Origin of the sequence: Micromonospora sp. NPDC048835, assembly GCF_040649995.1 — a bacterium.
In the GTDB taxonomy this organism is placed as follows: Bacteria; Actinomycetota; Actinomycetes; order Mycobacteriales; family Micromonosporaceae; genus Micromonospora.
The window spans coordinates 197,397-215,591 of sequence record NZ_JBEZGM010000006.1 but is presented as its reverse complement, the minus strand read 5'-3'; the positions used below and the strand labels follow the sequence as shown (position 1 = coordinate 215,591).

Annotated in this window: 19 protein-coding genes and 1 riboswitch; of the genes, 6 read left to right on the top strand and 13 right to left on the bottom strand. The window is 72.2% G+C overall.

Going from position 1 to position 18,195, the window contains the following annotated elements:
• Nucleotide 1: 1 nt before the first annotated feature.
• The 4 genes from AB0C15_RS10290 to AB0C15_RS10275 all read right to left on the bottom strand — a co-directional run bounded on the left by AB0C15_RS10290 (nucleotide 2) and on the right by AB0C15_RS10275 (nucleotide 2,587).
• Complete coding sequence (locus tag AB0C15_RS10290) at nucleotides 2-700, bottom strand: carboxypeptidase-like regulatory domain-containing protein (protein WP_357350726.1); 699 nt, start codon at nucleotides 698-700, stop codon at nucleotides 2-4.
• Nucleotides 697-1,305, bottom strand: a complete 609-nt coding sequence (locus tag AB0C15_RS10285; protein ID WP_357350724.1) for a glycine zipper family protein — start codon at nucleotides 1,303-1,305, stop codon at nucleotides 697-699. Before AB0C15_RS10285 ends, AB0C15_RS10290 begins: the two co-directional genes overlap by 4 nt.
• An 11-nt stretch (nucleotides 1,306-1,316) precedes the next feature.
• Complete coding sequence (locus tag AB0C15_RS10280; RefSeq protein WP_357350722.1) at nucleotides 1,317-1,661, bottom strand: hypothetical protein; 345 nt, start codon at nucleotides 1,659-1,661, stop codon at nucleotides 1,317-1,319.
• 143 nt (nucleotides 1,662-1,804) lie between these two features.
• The gene (locus AB0C15_RS10275; protein WP_357188164.1) at nucleotides 1,805-2,587 is read right to left on the bottom strand and encodes a DUF3153 domain-containing protein; all 783 of its coding nucleotides are present in this window, start codon (nucleotides 2,585-2,587) and stop codon (nucleotides 1,805-1,807) included.
• A 170-nt stretch (nucleotides 2,588-2,757) separates the two neighbouring features.
• On the opposite strand from AB0C15_RS10275, the gene AB0C15_RS10270 reads away from it, so the two are divergent.
• Entirely contained in the window at nucleotides 2,758-3,222 is a 465-nt protein-coding gene (locus AB0C15_RS10270) for an NUDIX domain-containing protein (protein WP_357350720.1), read from the top strand.
• Here AB0C15_RS10270 and AB0C15_RS10265 read toward each other — a convergent pair.
• Nucleotides 3,192-4,355, bottom strand: coding sequence for an FAD-dependent oxidoreductase (locus AB0C15_RS10265; RefSeq protein ID WP_357350718.1), 1,164 nt, complete (start codon nucleotides 4,353-4,355; stop codon nucleotides 3,192-3,194). The genes AB0C15_RS10270 and AB0C15_RS10265 overlap by 31 nt on opposite strands.
• A gap of 66 nt (nucleotides 4,356-4,421) precedes the next feature.
• Between AB0C15_RS10265 and AB0C15_RS10260 the strand changes: the two genes are divergently transcribed.
• Nucleotides 4,422-5,051: a TetR family transcriptional regulator gene (locus tag AB0C15_RS10260; RefSeq protein ID WP_357350716.1), complete on the top strand. Its 630-nt coding sequence runs from the start codon at nucleotides 4,422-4,424 to the stop codon at nucleotides 5,049-5,051.
• Between the two features lie 31 nt (nucleotides 5,052-5,082).
• Complete coding sequence (locus AB0C15_RS10255; protein ID WP_357350714.1) at nucleotides 5,083-6,207, top strand: FUSC family protein; 1,125 nt, start codon at nucleotides 5,083-5,085, stop codon at nucleotides 6,205-6,207.
• 157 nt (nucleotides 6,208-6,364) lie between these two features.
• Here the strand turns inward: AB0C15_RS10255 and AB0C15_RS10250 are convergent, their stop codons facing one another.
• Both AB0C15_RS10250 and AB0C15_RS10245 read right to left on the bottom strand, forming a co-directional pair.
• Nucleotides 6,365-7,066, bottom strand: coding sequence for a phospholipase (locus AB0C15_RS10250; RefSeq protein ID WP_357350713.1), 702 nt, complete (start codon nucleotides 7,064-7,066; stop codon nucleotides 6,365-6,367).
• A gap of 91 nt (nucleotides 7,067-7,157) precedes the next feature.
• A complete protein-coding gene (locus AB0C15_RS10245; RefSeq protein ID WP_357350711.1) occupies nucleotides 7,158-8,147 on the bottom strand; it encodes a LacI family DNA-binding transcriptional regulator in 990 nt (329 codons plus the stop codon).
• A gap of 160 nt (nucleotides 8,148-8,307) precedes the next feature.
• Here AB0C15_RS10245 and AB0C15_RS10240 point away from each other — a divergent pair, with 160 nt between their 5' ends.
• On the top strand, nucleotides 8,308-9,561 hold the full coding sequence (locus tag AB0C15_RS10240) for an MFS transporter (protein WP_357350709.1): 1,254 nt from the start codon (nucleotides 8,308-8,310) through the stop codon (nucleotides 9,559-9,561).
• A 73-nt stretch (nucleotides 9,562-9,634) separates the two neighbouring features.
• Nucleotides 9,635-10,537, top strand: a complete 903-nt coding sequence (locus AB0C15_RS10235) for an aldo/keto reductase (RefSeq protein ID WP_357350707.1) — start codon at nucleotides 9,635-9,637, stop codon at nucleotides 10,535-10,537.
• On the opposite strand, the gene ileS is transcribed toward AB0C15_RS10235, so the two are convergent.
• The 5 genes from ileS to AB0C15_RS10210 all read right to left on the bottom strand — a co-directional run bounded on the left by ileS (nucleotide 10,534) and on the right by AB0C15_RS10210 (nucleotide 16,506).
• Nucleotides 10,534-13,680 carry an isoleucine--tRNA ligase gene (gene ileS / locus AB0C15_RS10230; RefSeq protein WP_357350705.1) on the bottom strand — a complete coding sequence of 1,049 codons (3,147 nt, stop codon included), beginning with the start codon at nucleotides 13,678-13,680 and terminating at the stop codon, nucleotides 10,534-10,536. The genes AB0C15_RS10235 and ileS overlap by 4 nt on opposite strands.
• Nucleotides 13,681-13,958: 278 nt before the next feature.
• A complete protein-coding gene (locus tag AB0C15_RS10225) occupies nucleotides 13,959-14,627 on the bottom strand; it encodes a hypothetical protein (protein ID WP_357350703.1) in 669 nt (222 codons plus the stop codon).
• Nucleotides 14,628-14,653: 26 nt separating this feature from the next.
• Nucleotides 14,654-15,157 (bottom strand): hypothetical protein, encoded by a 504-nt coding sequence (locus tag AB0C15_RS10220; protein ID WP_357350701.1) that lies wholly within the window; start codon nucleotides 15,155-15,157, stop codon nucleotides 14,654-14,656.
• A 64-nt stretch (nucleotides 15,158-15,221) separates the two neighbouring features.
• Nucleotides 15,222-15,932, bottom strand: coding sequence for a hypothetical protein (locus AB0C15_RS10215; RefSeq protein ID WP_357350699.1), 711 nt, complete (start codon nucleotides 15,930-15,932; stop codon nucleotides 15,222-15,224).
• Nucleotides 15,925-16,506 (bottom strand): RNA polymerase sigma factor, encoded by a 582-nt coding sequence (locus AB0C15_RS10210; protein WP_357350697.1) that lies wholly within the window; start codon nucleotides 16,504-16,506, stop codon nucleotides 15,925-15,927. The genes AB0C15_RS10215 and AB0C15_RS10210 overlap by 8 nt, the downstream gene beginning before the upstream one ends.
• A gap of 120 nt (nucleotides 16,507-16,626) precedes the next feature.
• On the opposite strand from AB0C15_RS10210, the gene AB0C15_RS10205 reads away from it, so the two are divergent.
• Entirely contained in the window at nucleotides 16,627-16,962 is a 336-nt protein-coding gene (locus tag AB0C15_RS10205; protein ID WP_357350695.1) for a hypothetical protein, read from the top strand.
• Between the two features lie 11 nt (nucleotides 16,963-16,973).
• Here the strand turns inward: AB0C15_RS10205 and AB0C15_RS10200 are convergent, their stop codons facing one another.
• The gene (locus AB0C15_RS10200) at nucleotides 16,974-17,690 is read right to left on the bottom strand and encodes an MBL fold metallo-hydrolase (RefSeq protein ID WP_357350693.1); all 717 of its coding nucleotides are present in this window, start codon (nucleotides 17,688-17,690) and stop codon (nucleotides 16,974-16,976) included.
• Between the two features lie 341 nt (nucleotides 17,691-18,031).
• Nucleotides 18,032-18,161: riboswitch (cobalamin riboswitch) on the top strand.
• The last annotated feature ends 34 nt before the right edge of the window (nucleotides 18,162-18,195 follow it).

The following is an 18,195-nucleotide window of genomic DNA, read 5'->3' as shown; positions in this document are numbered from 1 at the left end:
GTCAGTGGGTCGGTGGCGCGCAGACGATGACGATGTCGTCCTCGGCCGCGTCCACGTCGGCGGTGAGGACGAGCCCCCGCCCGGTCAGGCGCAACCGGACCGGACTCGGGTGCTCGGGGTCGTGCGGGACGCCACCGATCAGGAACCGGCCATCGGTGTCGGTGCGGGTGGCGGACCCGGTGCCGGGCAGCTCGACCCGCATCGCGGCCAGTGGCTGGTCCTGGGGGCCGACCACCCGCCCGCTGAGGCTGCGGACCTCCAGCTGTCGGAGCCGCAGTGGCTGCAGCACCGGCGGCGCGGCCGGCGTCGGATGCTCCACCTGCGCCGCCACGTCGATCAGCAGCGCCGGTCGGGGCGCCGTGCCGAACACCGTCCACAGTGGTGCGTCACCGGCCTCCAGCACGACCGGGTACCTGCCGTCGCCGGTCGCGGCGGTGAGCACCCGGTCCAGTCGGGGCAGCCCGGCCGGCCCGCTGACGCAGAGCAGGTGCCGGACCGTGAACCGGTACGGTTCGCGGACCGCGCCGCTGGAGCGGGTCTGCCGGGCCGGGCGCAGTTCGAGCGGCCAGAGGGTGAGCCCGTCGGCGTCGTCGCACGCACGGGGCGGGCCGACCGTCACGGGTTCCCCCGCCGAGCTGGTCACCCAGGCGACCAGCTCGGCGGTGGCGGTTTCGATCGGACCGCGCCCGTGGGTGGTCATCGCGGCGGCGTCCCCTGGATCCGGTACGCGATGGCCTCGTTCCAGACGTGCGGGTAGACGCCGATCTCGAAGTACCTGGTGAAGCGGTTGATCGGCGCGTTGGTGTGGTCGTGGTAGAGCAGCCACACCGGGGCGATGGTGAACAGCACGTAGTTCGCCAGGACGAGGGGGATGTAGAGCGGCCCGAGCAGGCGACCCTGGAAGATGTGCACGTCCTCGTGCCGTTGGATGCCCGAGCTGGCGCCGGCGCAGACGGTGCCGATGGTGGTGGCGTAGCGGGGCGACACCCCCTCCACCACGCAGACCCGGCCGCTGCCCAGCGACGTGGGCCGGTCCAGCGAGTGCCCGAAGATCAGGTGCACGGTCAGGTAGATGGCGCCGACGACCGTGTTGAGCAGACTCCAGGTGTGGTCGACGACGAAGAGGAAGATGCCGCGGGCGTCCGCGGCGTACACCCCGGCGGAGGCCACCGACCAGCCGAAGACCGCGCCGACCACCAGGCCCACGACCGCGCCGATCAGCAGCCCGATCGGGCCGCCGGCGAGGAAACCGAGCAGGGCGCCGAAGCCGACCTGGATGGCTGCGCTGAGAATTCCGAAGACCATGACGACACCCCTCAGACCCAGGAGCGGAAGACGCGGGGTTCACGACCCTGTGCGACCTGGGTCGGCGACGGCTGGGTCGCCTGCCGGTTGCCGGGCGGGAACTGGTTGACGCCGAGCGCGGCGGAGAAGATGACGAGCGCGTTGAAGAACGCGATGATCCACTTCTCGCCGCCGGCGTCGTCGGCGAACGCCGCCGTCAGGTAGGACAGCAGCAGCGCGATGACGATGGCGATCCACTTGCGGAGCTTGTCGCCGCTCGGGCCGATCAGCCCGCCGATGACGTTGGTGGCCAGCAGGGTGGCGGCGCTCGCGCCGGCGATGGTCCCCAGGGCTGCCCAGGTGAAGAGATCGTTCATGACGATCCCCCTTCTGCGATGGTGCGACCGGGATGTGGTGGTGGTGAGGTCCGGTGCCCCTTCGGGGAGCACCGGGGCCGGTCGCCGTCGTTTCGGGGGCGGCCGGGGCCGGGCGTGGCCGGCTGAGCCGGCCACCGGATGGATCAGCCGGGCCCCGGGGCGCCGGCGGGCGGGCCCGGCGGCGGGGTCGGACCGGGCGCAGCCGGCGCCGCGGGGTGACGGCGGCGAACCAGGAGTACGCCCACAGCGGCGAGCAGCAGCAGGAGGAGGACACCGCCGACGACCAGCAGCCAGGGGAATCCGCCGTCGTCCTCCTCGCCGGCGGCAACCGGCGAGGTGGACGGTCGCGGTGGCGCCTCGGCCACGGCCCGCAGCTCGGCTGGCTTCTCCTGGTTGGGATCGACCTTCCAACTGACCGAGCGGCCGTTGACGGTGCCATTGCTGTCGATCACCCGGCCGGGAAATGTCACCGAGATCTCGAACGACATGAGCTTGAGGAACGCCTGTTGGTTTTGCGGATTCTGCTCCGCAACCTTTCCGCCATATTTTTTGGGATCGAGCGGCAGCGTGAAGCGGTAGAGATCACCGTCCCTGACCAGTTTCACGCTCTCGGTGTCGAACCCGGCCAGCGGCGCCTTGCGGTAACTGATCTGGGAGCCGTAGAAAGTGTCGTCCTGGTAAAGGGTCTCCTCGCCCGCCGGTAGGGCGGGGATGTTCTGCCGCAACTCCGCGAAGGCGACCGGGAGGTTCTTGTTACGGCCGCTCAGCACGGACTTCTGGGCCGTCAGCAGGAGCTGCCCGTCGACAGTGTCGTCGGCGTTGACGGTCAACCCCATGTTGAGTTGCATGCAGCCGCTCAGCGCGGCGAGGAGAAGGAGGCACACCGCGACGCGGAGTGCCCTACCGCGGTTTACTCTCCTGTTCATGGGGTCAGTGTGTGTGATCGCTTTCACCATCAGCAGTCAGCGATCGGTCACAACGAAGTCGCCGATTGTACCGGCGCACTGTCGCCTTTGATTAGTCCCGACAGCGACCCGAATAGCTATCCTGGAGCTTTGGGGCCACGACGGTTCCCGGTCGGCCGTAGGCTGGTCGGATGAAAATTGTCGCGTGCGTCCTGCTGGTGGATCCCGACGGGCAGCTGCTGTTGCAACTGCGCGACGCCCACGCGACGCACCACCCGAACGTGTGGGGGCTGCCCGGCGGCCACGGTGAGCCGGGGGAGACGCCGGAGCAGACCGCCGAGCGGGAGTTGTTGGAGGAGACCGGCCTGCGGGCCGACGGGCCACTGCACCCGGTCGCCGTGCAGTCGCTGCCCGAGCTGGAGCGGGTGAAGCACTACTTCCTCGGCAGCACCACGGCCCGGCAGGAGGACGTGGTGCTCGGCGAGGGCGCGGCGATGCTCTTCGTCCCCGGTGCCGAGGTGCTCGACGGTCGTCAGTGGACGCCGGGCACCGTCGAGGTGCTGACCGAGTTCCTCGCCTCGACGGAGTACGCCGCCCTGGCCACCGGCCGGATCACTGGCACGGCTCAGCCCGCCGGTGGTCGCCAGTCCGCGTAGCGGGCCATGCTGCGCAGCGCCACCCTGCCCGGGATGAGCCGCAACGCGACGGTCCGCATCCCGAAGGCAATCGGGTTGTGCAGCTGCTGTCCGAACCGCCCGGCGACGTAGGAGGCGCGGGCAACGGACTGGCTGCGTGGTCGACGCTGCTCGTCGTACGCGGCCAGGGCGGCCGGCACCTCCCCGGCGCCGCCGGCGCAGACCGCGCCGAGCACCACCGCGTCCTCGATCGCCTGCCCGGCGCCCTGCCCGAGGTTGGGTGTCATGGGATGGGCGGCGTCGCCGAGCAGCGCCACCCGGCCCCGCACGTACGAGGGCAAGGGCTCGGCCAGGTAGTGGATGTCGTTGCGCAGCACGACGTCGGGTGGGGTTGCCGCGAGCAGCGCCGGGATGGGGTCGTGCCAGTCGCCGAAGCGCTCCCGCACTGCCGCCAGCTCGTCGGGGGCGTGGCCGCCGGGCGGGGCGTTCAGCGCGCCGTACCAGTAGAGCTGGCCGTCACCGATCGGCACCATGCCGAACTCGGCTCCCGGCCCCCAGGTGATGGCGGCCGGGATCGGATCGGGAAACGCGATGGCAGCCCGCCACGTCGTCGATCCGGCGTACACCGGGTCCGGGTGTTGCGGCCAGAGCTGGGCGCGGACCCGGCTGCGCAGGCCGTCGGCGCCGACCACCAGGTCGGCGGTGAGGGTGTGCGCCCCGTCGGGCCCCCGATAGCGCACCTCGGCGTGGTCCGGGCCGGACTCGACGTGTTCCACGGCGGCGTTGGTGTGCAGGGACGACGCCGGCAGGGCCTCGCGCAGGGTGCGGTGCAGCGTGGCCCGGTGCACGCCGAGCGCCGTGGTGCCCAGCTGCCTGATCATCTCCGAGGCGTCGATCCGGGACAACCACCGCCCGTGGCGGTTGCGGATCCCGCCGGGCGCCTCACCGTGTCCACCCCGGCGCAGGGCCGGCCCGAGGCCGAGGGAGTCCACCGCGCGCACGGCGTTGGCCATCAGGCTCAGGCCCGCGCCGACCTCGCGCATCTCGGGGGCGCGCTCCAGCACCGTGACCCTCCAGCCGCGCCGGTGCAGGGCGAGCGCCGCGCTCAACCCGCCGATGCCCGCGCCCACCACCACCGCGTGTGAGTCGTCCATGTCGATCCTCCTTCTACACCTGTAGAAGGAGGATACTACCTGCGGACCCAGGGAAGGGGGACTGCCATGACGGCGCGGGCGAACCGGATCGCGACGCTGACCGACGCGGCCATCGAGTTGATCGCCGACGGTGGCATGCGAGCCCTGACCCACCGGGCCGTCGACGGCCGCGCCGGAGTGCCGCCCGGCACCACGTCCGCGTACCTGCGGACCCGGCAGGCGCTGATCGAGGCCGTGGTGGGACGGCTCGCCGAGCGGGACCGGGCCGACCTGGCCGCGTATGACCTGCCGACCGACCCGCCACCCCCGACCCCTGCCCCCCGGCTCGACAGTGGCGACCTCGACGCGCTCGCCGCCGGTGTCGCCGAGGTGCTCGACCGCTGGTTGAGCATTGGACGCAGCCGGAGCCTCGCCCGCTACGCGTGCCTGCTTGAGGCGGTGCACCGGCCCGAGCTGCGCGGCATCCTGCAACACGGCACCGGCCTGCGGGTGCAGGCCCGGGATCTGCTGACCCGGGCCGGGGCCACCGACCCCGACCGGCAGGGCGACCAGTTCGTGGCGTTCGTCGACGGGCTGCTCTTCGACCGGCTGGCCGGCGCGGGCGCGCTCAGCGCCCCGCAGTCCGGCACCGTGGCCAGCCGGGCCGACCTGAGCGCCGCCGTCCGTACGCTGCTGCACGCCCTCACCGGAAGCTGACCCAATCGTCGTGGTGGGGAGAGGTTGGACGATGGTGCGGTTCAACGGCCTGCGGACGGCCGGCGGGCGGCTGCGGCACGGCTGGCGGCCGGTGCTGGAGGCGACCGTCGCGGCGACCGTGGCCTGGCTGTTGGCCACCCGGTTGCTCGGGCACCCGCAGCCCTTCTTCGCGCCAGCCGCCGCGCTGATCGTCCTCGGTCAGGCCCGGGGGCAGCGCATCCGCCGGGCCGTCGAGGTCATCCTCGGGGTCGCCGCCGGGGTGCTCGTCGCCGACCTGGTGGTGCAGGCGCTCGGCCCGGGCAGCACCTGGACGGTGTTCACAGTCATCCTGCTCACCGTCCTCCTGGCGGTGGCCTTCGGCGCCACCGGCGTGACGCTGGTGCAGGCGGCGGTGTCCGCGCTCTACCTGGTGGTGGTCGCGCCACCGGACGGCTCGCTGGTGCCGTTCCGCTTCGTCGACGCGCTGGTCGGCGGCGCTGTCGCCCTCGCAGCCAGCCTGTTGGTCGACGCCCGGCACCCCCTCGCGCCGCTGGTCGCGGAGGTGCGGCGGACCTTCGACGAGTTGGCCGGGCTGCTCGGTGGCATCGCCGACGCGCTGGACCATCGCGACGAGCCGGCGGCGGTCGCCGCGCTGCGGCAGGCGCGGGGGATGGACGCCCGGGTGGACGGGCTGCGCGACGGTGTGCTGGCCGCCGGTGAGGCGCTGCGGCTCAACGTCCGCCGACGCCGGCACATCGGTCGGCTGCGCTCGGTGGACGAGTCGATCCGGCAGATCGACTACGCGGTCCGTAACGTCCGGGTGCTTGCTCGGGCGGGCGTGACCCTCAGCCGGCTGCACACCCCGGCCCCGCCCGAGCTGGGCGCCGCCCTGCGCTCACTGGCCGAGGCGGTCCGTCAGGCCGGTGCCGCCCTCGCCGCCGACCTGGACGGGCAGGAGGAGACCGCCGACCGCCACGCCGCCCGGGCCGACGAGTCGGCGTTGGCCGCGGTGCACGCCGCCGGGCAGCTCTTCGGCTCCACGCAGACCCTTCCCCTAGCGATGATCATCGGCCAGGTCCGGGCCACGGCCATCGACCTGCTCCGGGGCGTCAACCCGGAAGACGACGCCGCCGTCCTCGCCCGCGTCGACGACGCCCTCGGCCTCCCCCCGGTCTGAGCCCGCGCCGCGCCGCCCCGCCCCCCGCCCGGGTCGATCAAGGACTTGTGGTGCCTCGCATAGGCCATTTTTCGTCGTCAATCGCCCACCACAACTCCATGATCGACCGGGGCGTGGGGCGGGGCCGGGGCAGGGGCAGGGGCGGGGCGGGGGTGGGTTATGTGGTGAGCCAGGTGGTGGCGGAGTCGCGGATCGGGGCGGGGATGTCGTGGCCGCCGGGGAACTCCTGGTAGGTCACGTCGTAGCCGAGGTCGTGCAGGTGCGGGACGAGGCGGCGACTGCACACGTCGATGGGCAGCACCCGGTCGTCGACGCCGTGCGAGATGAAGATCCGTGGCCGGCCTTCGGTGACCGGTGGCGCGGCGAAACCGGGCGAGAAGGCCAGCACCGCGTCGACCAGATCCCCGTTCGCCAGGCCCAGCGACAGCGCGTACGAGGCGCCGTCGGAGAAGCCGCCGACAGCCACGTCGGACACCGGGTAGGTGTCGAAGACGGTGGCCAACAGCCCGTCGATGCGTCCCACGTCCGCCCCGAAGCCGCCGGCGATCAGGTCCCAACTGGCCGCCGACGAGTCCGGGGCGACCAGCAGCAGGTGCTGCGCGTCCGCGACGGGCAACAGCAGGTCCAGCCCCTGTCGCGCCGAGCCGCCGGCACCGTGCAGGAGCAGCACCAACCGGTACGCCGAACCGTCGGTCGCGGGCTCCGGGGCGTACCGCAGGGCCAGTCGGTCACCGTCGGGGCCGGTCATCGGCGCGAGCCCGGTGCCTCCCTGCGTCCCCGGCGGGTGCCGGCGGGCGGTCAACCGGCCGTCCCGAGGGCTCGGGGCCGGGTCCCAGTGCGACGGCGCGGAGTCGGACACGGGTCGGCGCTCCTCGCGGTGGACGAAAGGTCCGACGCGGTTACCCGACCCGTGCGGGGCTAACCGTCGGCGTGCGCGACCGAGCGTCGACTCAGGCGCTGGCCCGCGCGACGAGGGCGGACGGGAAGAGGGTCACCGGAGCCGCCCGGCGTCCGTCCAGCAGAGCGGTGGCCGCGGCGACGGCGATCCGGCCCACCGGATGACTCGCCGTGGTCAGCGCCGGGGCGGTCATCCCGGCCAACGGGATGTCGTCGAAGCCGGCCACCGCCACGTCGCCGGGCACCCGCGCACCGGCGTCCCGCAGACCCGCGATCACCCCGAGCGCGGTGTCGTCGCTGATCGCGTAGATGGCGTCGATGTCCGGCCAGCGGCGCAGCGCCTCACCGGCCGCCGTCCGGCCACGTGCCGCCCTGAAGTCCCCGGGAAGTATCCGCTCCGGGAAGCCGGCCTCGGCCATGAGCCGGCGGTACGTCTGCACGGGGCGTTCCGCGCAGGGCAGCCACCGGGGGCCGGTCACCATGGCGATCCGGCGACGACCCGAGGCGTACAGGTGGCGGAGCACCGCCTCGGACCCGGCGGCGTTGTCCACGTCGAACGACGGCACGGTCGCCGAGCCGACGCCGATCGAGACCACCCGACCCCGCAGCGACCGGGGTAACGCCGCCAGCAACTCCTCGGTGGTGTTGACCAGGATCACCCCGCACACGCTGCGATCCACGTCGAGTTGGTCGAGGCTGCGCGGGTCGCCGAACGGCAGCCAGTGCAGTGCCACCCCGACGCCGGCGGCCGTGCACACCCGGGCGGCCGCGCCGACCACCTGGTGCACGTACGGGTCGTCGAGCACCGCCGCGCTGGTGCCCTGGACGGCCACGACCAGGCGTACGCCACCACCGCGGACCAGCGCCCGGGCGGCCGGGTTGGGCACGTAACCGAGCTGGTCGACCGCAGCGGTGACCTGCTGCCGGGCGGCCGGCGAGGCGAACCCCGTGCCGGCGATCACCCGCGACGCCGTGGACCGGGACACCCCGGCGACCCGGGCCACGTCCTCGAGCGTGGCCGGTCGGTGTGCCGCTGTCGTCATCGTCGCCTCCTGCGGCGGCCCGTCCGGTCGGACCAACGCCTGCTCACATCATGCCCCGGCCGGACAACCAGCGGTAAGGGGCGGTTCCCGGTTGTGGTGGTAGCGCTCTCAGGTGTGCGATCGTGCCAGCAGATCACCCCGAGAAAGAGGACCAACCCTCGTGAGCGCCCCCACCAGTCGACCGGTAGCCCCGGACATCGCATCGCCGACCCTGCGGACGGTGCGGCTCGCCCGCAACGGCGTCGCTGTCACCTTCACCCTCAACGGGCTCGCCGTCGGCAGTTGGTTCTCCCGCGTCCCGGCGGTCCGCGAGGCGTTGGACCTCTCCGCCGGCCGACTCGGGCTGCTGCTGCTGGCGATGAGTATCGGCGCGCTGCTCGCCATGCCCACCTCCGGCCTGCTCGCCCAGCGATTCGGCGCGGCCCGCACCGTCACGATGGCCACCGTGCTGGTCGCGATCGGCCTGACAGTGGCGGGGCTGGGCGCCACGATGACCGGCTCGTTCGCCATCGTCGCCCTGGGGCTGATGGCCTTCGGCTACGGCTCCGGCGCCTGCGACGTGGCGATGAACGTCGAGGGCGCGGCGGTGGAACGGCGGCTGAGCCGTACGATCATGCCCCGTTTCCACGCGGGGTGGAGCCTCGGTTCGGTGGCGGGAGCGGCGCTCGGCGCCGGGGCGGCCCGGTTCGGCGTGCCGGTCGGCGCGCATCTCGTCGCGGTGGCGGTGGTCGTGTTCATCGGCACCGCGCTCGCCGCCCGGACGTTCCTGCCCGCGGGCAGCGATCACACCGGCGACCCGGCGGACGCCACCCCGGCCGCCCGTCGCCGGGCGCAACTCGCCGCCTGGCGGGAGCCGCGCACCCTGCTGGTCGGGCTGTTCGTGCTGGTGGCGGCGTTCACCGAGGGCGCCGCCAACGACTGGCTGGCCGTTGCGTTCATCGACGGACGGGACCTGAGCGAGGCCGCCGGCGCGGCGGTCTTCGCTGTCTTCGTGGTGGGCATGACCGTCGGGCGCACCGCCGGCACCATCGCGCTGGACCGGTGGGGTCGGGTGCCCGTGCTCAGCGGCACCATCGGGCTCGCCGTGGTCGGCGCCGGCCTGGCCGTACTGGCGGGCTCGGGGCCGGTGGCCATCGTCGGCGTCGCGCTGTGGGGTCTCGGCGCGTCGCTGGGCTTCCCGGTCGGGATGAGCGCGGCGGCTGACGAGGAGGCGCACGCGGCGGTGCGGGTGAGCGTGGTCGCGGTCATCGGTTACACCGCGTTCCTCGGTGGCCCGCCGTTGCTGGGGCTGATCGGCGACGAGGTCGGCACCCTGCGGGCCCTGCTGGTGGTGCCGTTGCTGCTGCTGCCGACCCTGCTGCTGGTGCCGGTGCTGCGCCCGCCGCACACTGCTTCGTCCGCAGGTAAAAACTAACCCACCGCACCGTCGAGCGGTATCGGGTGCGTGGCCGACTGCGCCGCGTACCCGTGCTGGCTACCGTCGTCCGATGCCAACTGACGAGATCACCGCCGCCGCGGCGGGCACCTGGACCCTGGGCGACCGCACCGTACGCCGGATGGGTTTCGGCTCCATGCGGATCACCGCGGACCCCGACCCGGACCGGGCCGTCGCCCTGCTGCGCCGCGCCGTGGAGCTGGGCGTCAACCACATCGACACGGCCGCGTTCTACGTCTCGCCCGGCGGCACCCTGCGCGTGGGCACCGGCCCGGCCCGCTACGCCACCGAGCTGATCCGCGCGGCGCTCGCCCCGTACCCGGACGACCTGGTGATCGCCACCAAGGTCGGCTTCGGGTACGACCCGGAGGCGGGCTTAACCGAGGCGCTCACCCCGGCACAGTTGCGGGCCCAGGTGGAGGAGAACCTTCGCCGGCTCGGCCGTGACCAGCTCGACGTTGTCAACCTGCGCCTCGGCCGAGGGCCCGGCGAGGTGCCGCTGACCGACCGGTTCGGCGCGCTCGCCGACCTGCGGTCCGCCGGGCTGATCCGGCACCTCGGGCTCTCCAACGTCCGACCCGAGCAGGTGGACGAGGTGGCGGGCATCGCCCCGGTGGTCTGCGTACAGAACAACTACGGGGTGGACGCCTACCGCGAGCAGGACGCGTTCGTCCGGCTCTGCGGGGAGCGGGGCATCGCCTACGTGCCGTTCTTCGCGCTGGCCGGCACCGGGCGGGAAGCGGGCGCGAGCGCCGCGCAGGGCGAGGCCGTCGAGGCCGTCGCCCGCGCGCACGGCGTCACCGGGCACCAGGTACGCCTGGCGTGGACCCTGCACCAGGGCCCACACGTGCTGGCCATCCCCGGCACCGCGGACCCACACCACCTGGAACAGAACATCGCCGCCGGAGCCCTACGCCTGACCCCCGAAGACCTGACCCGTCTTGACACGCCCTAGGCCCGCACGACGTGCACGACGATCTCCTGACCGTCGCCCACGGTGCCGGCGAAGCCCTCCGACAAAGCGTCCGCGACCGTCAGCTTGACCGCGAGGGTCTCGTGCGCGATGAGCTTGCGATGCGCGGAGATCGCCGCCGCGACATCAGCGGGCGCGGCGATCGACACCGTGATCCGGTCGGAGACCTCGAAACCAGCCTCGCGGCGGGCCTGCTGGACGATGCGCACGACGTCACGTGCGACGCCCTCGGCTGCCAACTCCGGGGTGATCGCGGTGTCCAGCGCGATGGTCACTCCGCGCTGGGACTCCACCACCCAGCCGGTGCGCGGCACCTCCGTGATCAGGATGTCGTCCAGACCCACCTCGACCTGCTCGCCGTCGACCGACAGCGGGAACGTCCCGTTCGCCCGGACACCGTCGACCAGTTCCCGCGCGGACACGCCGGCGACGGCCTTCGCGACCTGCTGGGTGCGGTTGCCGAACCGGCGACCCAGTGTCCGGAAGTTCGCCTTGACCTGCACGTCGATGACTCCGCTCTGGGAGTCGAGCGGCTGGAGGACCTTGACGTTCAACTCGTCGCCGATGTCGTCCAGCAACGCCTGCGGGAGCACGGTGCCGGCCGGTAGTCCCACGAGCGCCCGGCTCAACGGCTGACGGATCCGCAGGCTGCTCGTCTTACGGGCGGACCGGCCCGCCTCGGCCAGCGCCCGCGCCGTGGCGACCTGCGCTGACAACTCCGTGCTGATCACCGTGGTGTCGGGCGTGGGCCAGGTCGCCAGGTGCACCGACTCCGGTGCCGACGCGGCGCCGCGCCGGATGACCTGCTGCCACACCTCCTCCGTGATGAAGGGAACGAACGGCGCGAGAAGCCGCGTGAGGATGTCGAGGCACTCGTACAGGGTGGTGAGGGCGTCGGGGTCGCCCTCCCAGAAACGCTGCCGCGAGCGCCGGACGTACCAGTTCGACAGGTCGTCGATGAAGTCGGCGAGCAGCCGGCCGGCGCGCGCCGTGTCGTAGTTCTGCATCCGTTCGTCGACGGCGGCCGCGAGGGCGTGGACCTCGCCGACGATCCACCGGTCCAGCACCGGTCGTCGGGCGACAGGCTGCGCCAGCCGCGGCGCCCACGTCGCGTTCGCCGCGTAGAGGGAGAAGAACGCAGCGGTGTTCCAGTAGGTCATCAACACCTTGCGGACGATCTCGTCGAGCGGACCGGGACCGATCCGGCGCGGCGACCACGGTGAGCCGGAGCACGCCATGAACCAGCGCACCGCGTCCGCGCCGTGGGTGTCCATCAACGGGATCGGCAGCAGGATGTTGCCCAGGTGTTTGCTCATCTTGCGGCCGTCCTCGGCCAGGATGTGCCCGAGGCAGACGACGTTCTCGTACGGGGACCGGTCGAAGACCAGGGTGCCCACCGCCATCAACGTGTAGAACCACCCCCGCGTCTGGTCGATCGCCTCGCAGATGTACTGGGCCGGGTAACTGCGCTCGAAGATCTCCCTGCTACCCGGCACGTGGGGGTAGCCCAACGACGCGAACGGCATCGCCCCGGAGTCGTACCAGGCATCGATCACCTCGGGGACCCGGGTGGCGGTCCGGCCACAGTCCGGGCACGCGAAGGTGATCTCGTCGACGTACGGGCGGTGCGGATCAAGCTCGGACAGGTCGGCGCCGCCCAGCTCACCGAGCTCCGCACGGGAACCGACAGCTGTCACATGGCCGTCCGGGCACCGCCACAGCGGCAGCGGTGTGCCCCAGTAGCGGGAGCGGGACACCGCCCAGTCGATGTTGTTCTTCAGCCAGTCGCCGTACCGGCCGTGTTTGATGTGCTCCGGGAACCAGTTCGTGTTCTCGTTCTCCCGGGTCAGCTGGTCGCGTACCTCGGTGGTCCGGATGTACCAGGACGGCTGCGCGTAGTACATCAGCGGGGTGTGGCACCGCCAGCAGTGCGGGTAGGGGTGCTCGAACGGCTCGTGCCGGAACAACCGACCGGACTCCCTGAGCCGGTCGATGAGCAACGCGTCGGCGTCCTTGAAGAACACCCCGCCGACCAGGTCGATGTCGTCGGTGAACCGCCCGTTCGGGGCGACCGGGTTCACCAGCGGCAACCCGTAGGCGCGGCAGACGGCGAGGTCGTCCGCCCCGAAGGCTGGTGCCTGGTGCACCAGACCGGTGCCGTCCTCGGTCGTGACGTAGTCCGCGAGGACCACACGGTGCGCGTCCGGGATCTCCACCAGGTCGAACGGCCGCTCGTACCGCAACCCCTCCAGGGCCGATCCCGGCACTGTCGCCAGGATCTCCGCCTCCTCACCGAGGACCCGCCGGACCAACGGCTCGGCGACGACGAACGTGCCCCGCTCGGTGCGGGCGATGGCGTACGGCACAGTGGGGTGGACGGCGACGGCGGTGTTGGACACGAGGGTCCACGGCGTGGTGGTCCAGATCAGCAGCTCGACACCGCTGTGTCCGGCTACTTCCCCGCGCAACGGGAACCGTACGTACACGGACGGGTCGGTGACCGTCTCGTACCCCTGCGCCACCTCGTGGTCGGACAGGGTCGTGCCGTCCCGGGTGCAGTACGGCGCCACCCGGAAGTCCTCCACCAGACGCCCGCCGTCGTGGATCCGCTTCAGTGACCACCAGACACTGTCCACGTACTCCGGGGACATCGTCTGGTATGGGTGCTCCAGGTCGATCCAATAACCCATGCGTTGGCTGAGCTCGACGAACTCGTCCACGTGCCGCAGCACCGAGGTGCGGCAGAGGGCGTTGAACTCCGCGACGCCCATCTTCTCGATGTCGGGCTTGCCGCTCAGCCCCAGTTCCTTCTCCACCGCGAGCTCGACCGGCAGGCCGTGGCAGTCCCACCCGGCGCGGCGTGGCACCGAGAAGCCGCGCATCGTCCGGTACCGGGGAAAGAGGTCCTTGAACACCCTCGCCTCGATGTGATGGGTGCCCGGCGTGCCGTTGGCGGTCGGCGGCCCCTCGTAGAACACCCACGGCGGACCGTCGGCCGTCTGCTCCAAGCTCCGGTTGAACACGTCGTTGGCCTGCCACCACCCGATGACCGCACGGTCCATCCCACCAAGGTCGATCCTGGTGGGCAGTGGCACGAATGGCGACTTCGATGGACCGTCCGGCACCGACGTTCTCCCTACACTCCACGTCCGCTCACGCGGGCATCAGCTCACTGCCCACGCGGGGACGAAGCGTCAGGCGTATGGCCAGGACTCCGCGGTACCACCCCGCTTGCGCCCCGGTGGTGCGGGCGCCGCTCGATTTCGCGACGTGACGTGCCGCGACGTCCGGTTCTACTGGGGCGTTGACGTGCCCGTTCTTCCGGAGGCTCCCCGGTGATGGCCGGATCGGTGCCGATGCCGTCGAGCATAGCTGTCCGTGCGCAGCGCCAGTGGCCGGAGTGCTAGGCGTGCAGCCAGACGCGGAGGGAGCCGGTGGTGGTGAAGCCGGTGGAGAGCGCCAGCGTCAGGTCCGGGGTGGTTTCGTAGCCGACCAGCGGTGCTCCGGGCACGGTGGCGCACACCGCCTGCCAGATCGCCCGAGGATCGTCGCTCTGCGCGAACAGGTTGGAGACGCCGTAGGTGCCTCCCTCGCCGCTGAGCACCGCACCGCCGGTGATCACACCCCGGTCGTCGTGGCGGGCGTGCACCCGTACCCGTGGGTCGGTCAGGAGCGCGGGGCGGAACACGTCCCCACCGCCGTGGGCGGCGGCCCAGGCCGCCAACTGGTCGGGTGTGGTGACCGGGACCAGCGGTGTGTCGACAGGTGGTGCCAACGGTGGCCGGTGGATCCACTGCGCGTCGAAGAGCACCCGGAAGCCGTACCCGGACAGGTCGAGGTCGGCGAAGCTGTCCTTCACCGACGCGCCGGGCCCCACGTCGATCCGGGCGAGCAGGGCCTCGGCGTCGATGCCCGGCCGCAGGGTGACCGCGTCCGGGTACCAGGGTGGCGAACGGCGGGGGACCGACCAGGCGTCGGCGTCGGTACGGCCGGTCAGCCCGTGACTGCCGCAGACGATGTCGCACCACTCGGCGTTGTCGTGGGCCGCCGCCGCCCGTGGGTCCTTCAGCACGCCCGGCAGCCTAGGCGGCCGTGCGCTCACGGCGCGTAGACCAGGTCCATCGTGTCGGTGTGCCCGGACCAGCGCAGGTCCAGACGCCAGCAACCGGCCTGGGGCACGTCGATGATCGACGGACCTGGCCCGCCGGCGACCTCCCGGGTGACAGTGGTGTCGGTGCCGTTTAGCGTCGCGGTGATCACCAGAGTGGCCGGTGCCGTCGGGTCGGCCGAGGTCGTGGCGGCCTGGGCGACCCACAGGATCTTGTTGTTCGACCCGTCCTTGCGGTGCTGCCGCAGCGGGTGGGCGAACAGCACCGCCACGATGTCGCCCTTCGCGCCGAACACGTGCGGGACCCGCGCGTCGCCGCTGAAACCGGCGTCCGCCCAGTCGGGCAGAGGTGCCGTCTCGACCCGCGCCGCGCAGGCGCTCGCCGTGGTGGCGGCGGCGCTCGTCGGCGCCGCCGACCCGCCGTCGCTCGTCGCCGTGCAGCCCGCCAGCAGCACCACGGACATCGCCAGCGTCAATCGTCCCCGTGAACCCATCTCACCCCTCCAGTGCGCGTCGACTCGTCGCACAGTCAGGACACCGGTCGGGCCGATCAGGTTCCTAGCGCAGCGACCTGGCGATCTCGATCGCCTCGGCCTTGCTGAGGGAACCTTCGAGCCGGTAGCTCACGTCGGCGTCCTGCCAGATCAGTGTCGAGGCGGCCAGTCGGGCGGTCTCCTCGCGGACCTCGCCCGCCCGGTCCACGTACGACAACACGTGTGGTCGGTTGACCCAGACGCCGAAGTCACCGTCGACCTGCGTCCACTCCGCCCCCGGCGGGGTGACCTCCTTGTGGAAGGCCAGGTTGAGGCGACCGTCGAACGCGTCGATGCGCAGCGCGCCCCCGTCGTAGAGCAGCGTCGCCACCCGGCAGACACCCGAAGGGTCGGGGTCGGCGACCAGCACCCGCTCGGGCGGACCCAACGACGCTGGTAGGCGGATCGGGAACCGCACCGCCCGCTGCGCCTCGTCCAGGGCGGCGGTCCGCTGCGCGGGCAACGGCGACGGGGTGCCGGCGGGCGGCGTCGGGGCGGACGAGGTGGCGATGCTGACACCGGCGAACCGCAGCAGCCCGGCAACGGCGTCCGCGACGGCGGCCCGCGTCGGCGGCACCAACGCGACCAGGAGGGCGACCAGCGCCGCAGCGGCGAGCGGACGCCACCGGCGCACGGGCCTGTCGAGTCGTACGCGGACACGGGCGGTCACGTCGGGCGGCTCGGGTGTCTCCAGCCAGGCGGACAGGTCGCGCAACTCCCGTTCGAGGTCACCCATGCCGGACCTCCTCCCGGTCGAGCAGGCCGCGTAGTTTCGCAAGCGCCCGGGAGGTGCGCGACTTCACCGTGCCCCGGGGCCACCCCAGGGCCGCCACCGTCTCCTCCTCGCTGAGGTCGAGGAGGAACCGGCAGACGAGCACCTCTCGGTCCCGGACCGGCAGTTGGCGCAGGGCGTTGACAAGCGTCTCCCGGCGCTCCCCGGCGAGGACCGCGCCCACCGCCCCGTCCTCGGCGATCTCGGACGTCGGGTCGGCCGCCGCGGCCCGCAGGACGAGCCCGTCGCGCCGGCCCCGGGACCGGTGCAGGTTGCGGGTCTCGTTGGCGACGATCGCGAGCAGCCAGGATCGGAAGGACGACTCGCCCCGGTATCGGGACAGCTTGCGGTACGCCTTGACGAACGCCTCCTGCGTGACGTCCTCGGAGTCCGAACCCGCACCGAGCAGCACCGCCGTCCGGTACGCGGACGCGGTGTGCCGGGCGACCAGGAGGTCGTACGCCTCCAGGTCACCGGCCCGAGCGCGGGTGACGAGGGTGTCGTCGTCCAGGGGAGCCTCCGTTCGGATCACACTCATGACACCGCCCACGCGTCGCCGGTTCCACCCGGCGCGGGTCAGGTTGCTCCCACCCGGCGTGCAGCGTATTGCCAGGATGTGGTGGTGCACTGGGGGAGGTGTCGAGGAGAGGGGCTGGTCATGAGCTGGTTCAGTCGCCGGTCACGGGGTGCCGAGGCGACCCCGACGAAGCTGGACCGGGAGGCGACCCGCGAGGACCTCGCGGCGCTGGAGGCGTTCGTCGCCAGCCGGCGGGGCGTGGAGTTCTACCTGGAGCCGGAGACCACCGCGACGGACACCACCGTGGTGGCGATCGCCCACGACGGTGAGTGGATCCGCCGGCGTACCGGAACGCCCCGCGCCGCCGGGGCCATCGCACGCAAGCACGCGGTGCCGCTGTACGAGGCGGGCCGCACCGGCTACCCGGAGCGGATGCGGGTGTGGAACCGGGCCCACCCGGAACGTCACGCCCGCTGAGACTCGCCTGCTCAGGTGTCCTCGACGGCTGACCGGGCCTGTTCGGCGGACATCGGCTCGGCGTGGCTGGAGACGTACCAGTGGTAGTCGTCGTCGAGCAGTCGTCGGACCAGGCCCAGGTCGAGGCCGTCCTCGGGTCGGCGCAGATGGGCCGGCGGCGGGTAGAAACAGTCGCCCAACACCATGACTCCCGAGTCGGGCACCAGGACGACAGTCGAATCCGGTGCGTGCCCACCCCCGACGTGCCGTAGCGCCACGCCGACCGGCAACGTGTCGGATCCGGTGAAGGTCCGGGTCGGTGGTAGGACCACGAAGTCCTCCCAGGATTCTACCGCCCGTGCCCGCGCCCGGAAGCTCGGGCCGAGGCGGGGGTTGGCGCGTACCTGCTCGTCCAGGTAGTGGTGGCTCCATGGCCGGGCGGCCTCGGCGCGTAGCAGCGGCACGGCCGCCTCGTGCGCGACGATTTCGACGCCGGGCCAGGCGCAGGCTCCCCAGACGTGGTCCCAGTGGTGGTGGGTGTAGACGAGCCAGCGTGGCTGCGGTAGCCCGGCGGCGGTGAGCGCGACCTGGATCTCGCGGGCGTGCGCGGGGCTCTGCCCGGCGTCGATCATCACACTGCCGCGCTCGTCGACCACGACGGCGACGCCGGCCTGGACGGCCTCCGGGTCGGGATCGCCCGGACAGATCCAGACGCGGCCAGCCAGGTGGTGGAACTGCGGGGCGACCATGGTGATCGACCTCCGGAATTGATCGCTGACGTTGCTGCGGCGTGCGCCGAGCGTAGGTGACGGTGCCGCCTGGCACCGTCCCGCCGAACGATCGGCGCAGGCCAGAGCAGGTCCAACCGTCCTTTGCTCTGCTGCCCTGTGTGCGCCGGTGACCCTCCGTGCCTGGTGCACATAGGGCAGCAGAGCAAAGGACGGCGGGCATTGATCTGGGGCCTGCCTCCGGGCACGAGCAAACCCCACACCGATCGTCGAGTTTCGATGGATGGAGTCCGCCTGCCAGGCCGGACCGGCGTTGACCGGCAGCGTAGGGGTGTGGCAGCATTCGCGGCCTGACGGCAGTGAAGGAAGTCGGTGCGATTCCGACGCGGTCCCGCCACTGTCACCGGGGAGCGATCCCCCCTCGTGAGTCACGGCCGTGTGTCTGCGGTTGGAAGGCCGGGGGAGAGCGTCGATCCGGAAGCCAGGATACTTCGGCCGTCGGGACGTACCCCAGGGCGTGGACACC

Bases quoted from the DNA above. Each gene is read 5' to 3' on its own strand.
- AB0C15_RS10270 (WP_357350720.1), top strand. From the start codon at position 2,758: ATGAAAATTGTCGCGTGCGTCCTGCTGGTGGATCCCGACGGGCAGCTG.
- AB0C15_RS10290 (WP_357350726.1), bottom strand. From the start codon at position 700: ATGACCACCCACGGGCGCGGTCCGATCGAAACCGCCACCGCCGAGCTG.
- AB0C15_RS10255 (WP_357350714.1), top strand. From the start codon at position 5,083: ATGGTGCGGTTCAACGGCCTGCGGACGGCCGGCGGGCGGCTGCGGCAC.
- AB0C15_RS10265 (WP_357350718.1), bottom strand. From the start codon at position 4,355: ATGGACGACTCACACGCGGTGGTGGTGGGCGCGGGCATCGGCGGGTTG.
- AB0C15_RS10280 (WP_357350722.1), bottom strand. From the start codon at position 1,661: ATGAACGATCTCTTCACCTGGGCAGCCCTGGGGACCATCGCCGGCGCG.
- AB0C15_RS10210 (WP_357350697.1), bottom strand. From the start codon at position 16,506: ATGAGTGTGATCCGAACGGAGGCTCCCCTGGACGACGACACCCTCGTC.
- AB0C15_RS10275 (WP_357188164.1), bottom strand. From the start codon at position 2,587: ATGAACAGGAGAGTAAACCGCGGTAGGGCACTCCGCGTCGCGGTGTGC.
- AB0C15_RS10220 (WP_357350701.1), bottom strand. From the start codon at position 15,157: ATGGGTTCACGGGGACGATTGACGCTGGCGATGTCCGTGGTGCTGCTG.
- AB0C15_RS10235 (WP_357350707.1), top strand. From the start codon at position 9,635: ATGCCAACTGACGAGATCACCGCCGCCGCGGCGGGCACCTGGACCCTG.
- AB0C15_RS10200 (WP_357350693.1), bottom strand. From the start codon at position 17,690: ATGGTCGCCCCGCAGTTCCACCACCTGGCTGGCCGCGTCTGGATCTGT.
- AB0C15_RS10260 (WP_357350716.1), top strand. From the start codon at position 4,422: ATGACGGCGCGGGCGAACCGGATCGCGACGCTGACCGACGCGGCCATC.
- AB0C15_RS10285 (WP_357350724.1), bottom strand. From the start codon at position 1,305: ATGGTCTTCGGAATTCTCAGCGCAGCCATCCAGGTCGGCTTCGGCGCC.
- AB0C15_RS10205 (WP_357350695.1), top strand. From the start codon at position 16,627: ATGAGCTGGTTCAGTCGCCGGTCACGGGGTGCCGAGGCGACCCCGACG.
- AB0C15_RS10245 (WP_357350711.1), bottom strand. From the start codon at position 8,147: ATGACGACAGCGGCACACCGACCGGCCACGCTCGAGGACGTGGCCCGG.
- AB0C15_RS10215 (WP_357350699.1), bottom strand. From the start codon at position 15,932: ATGGGTGACCTCGAACGGGAGTTGCGCGACCTGTCCGCCTGGCTGGAG.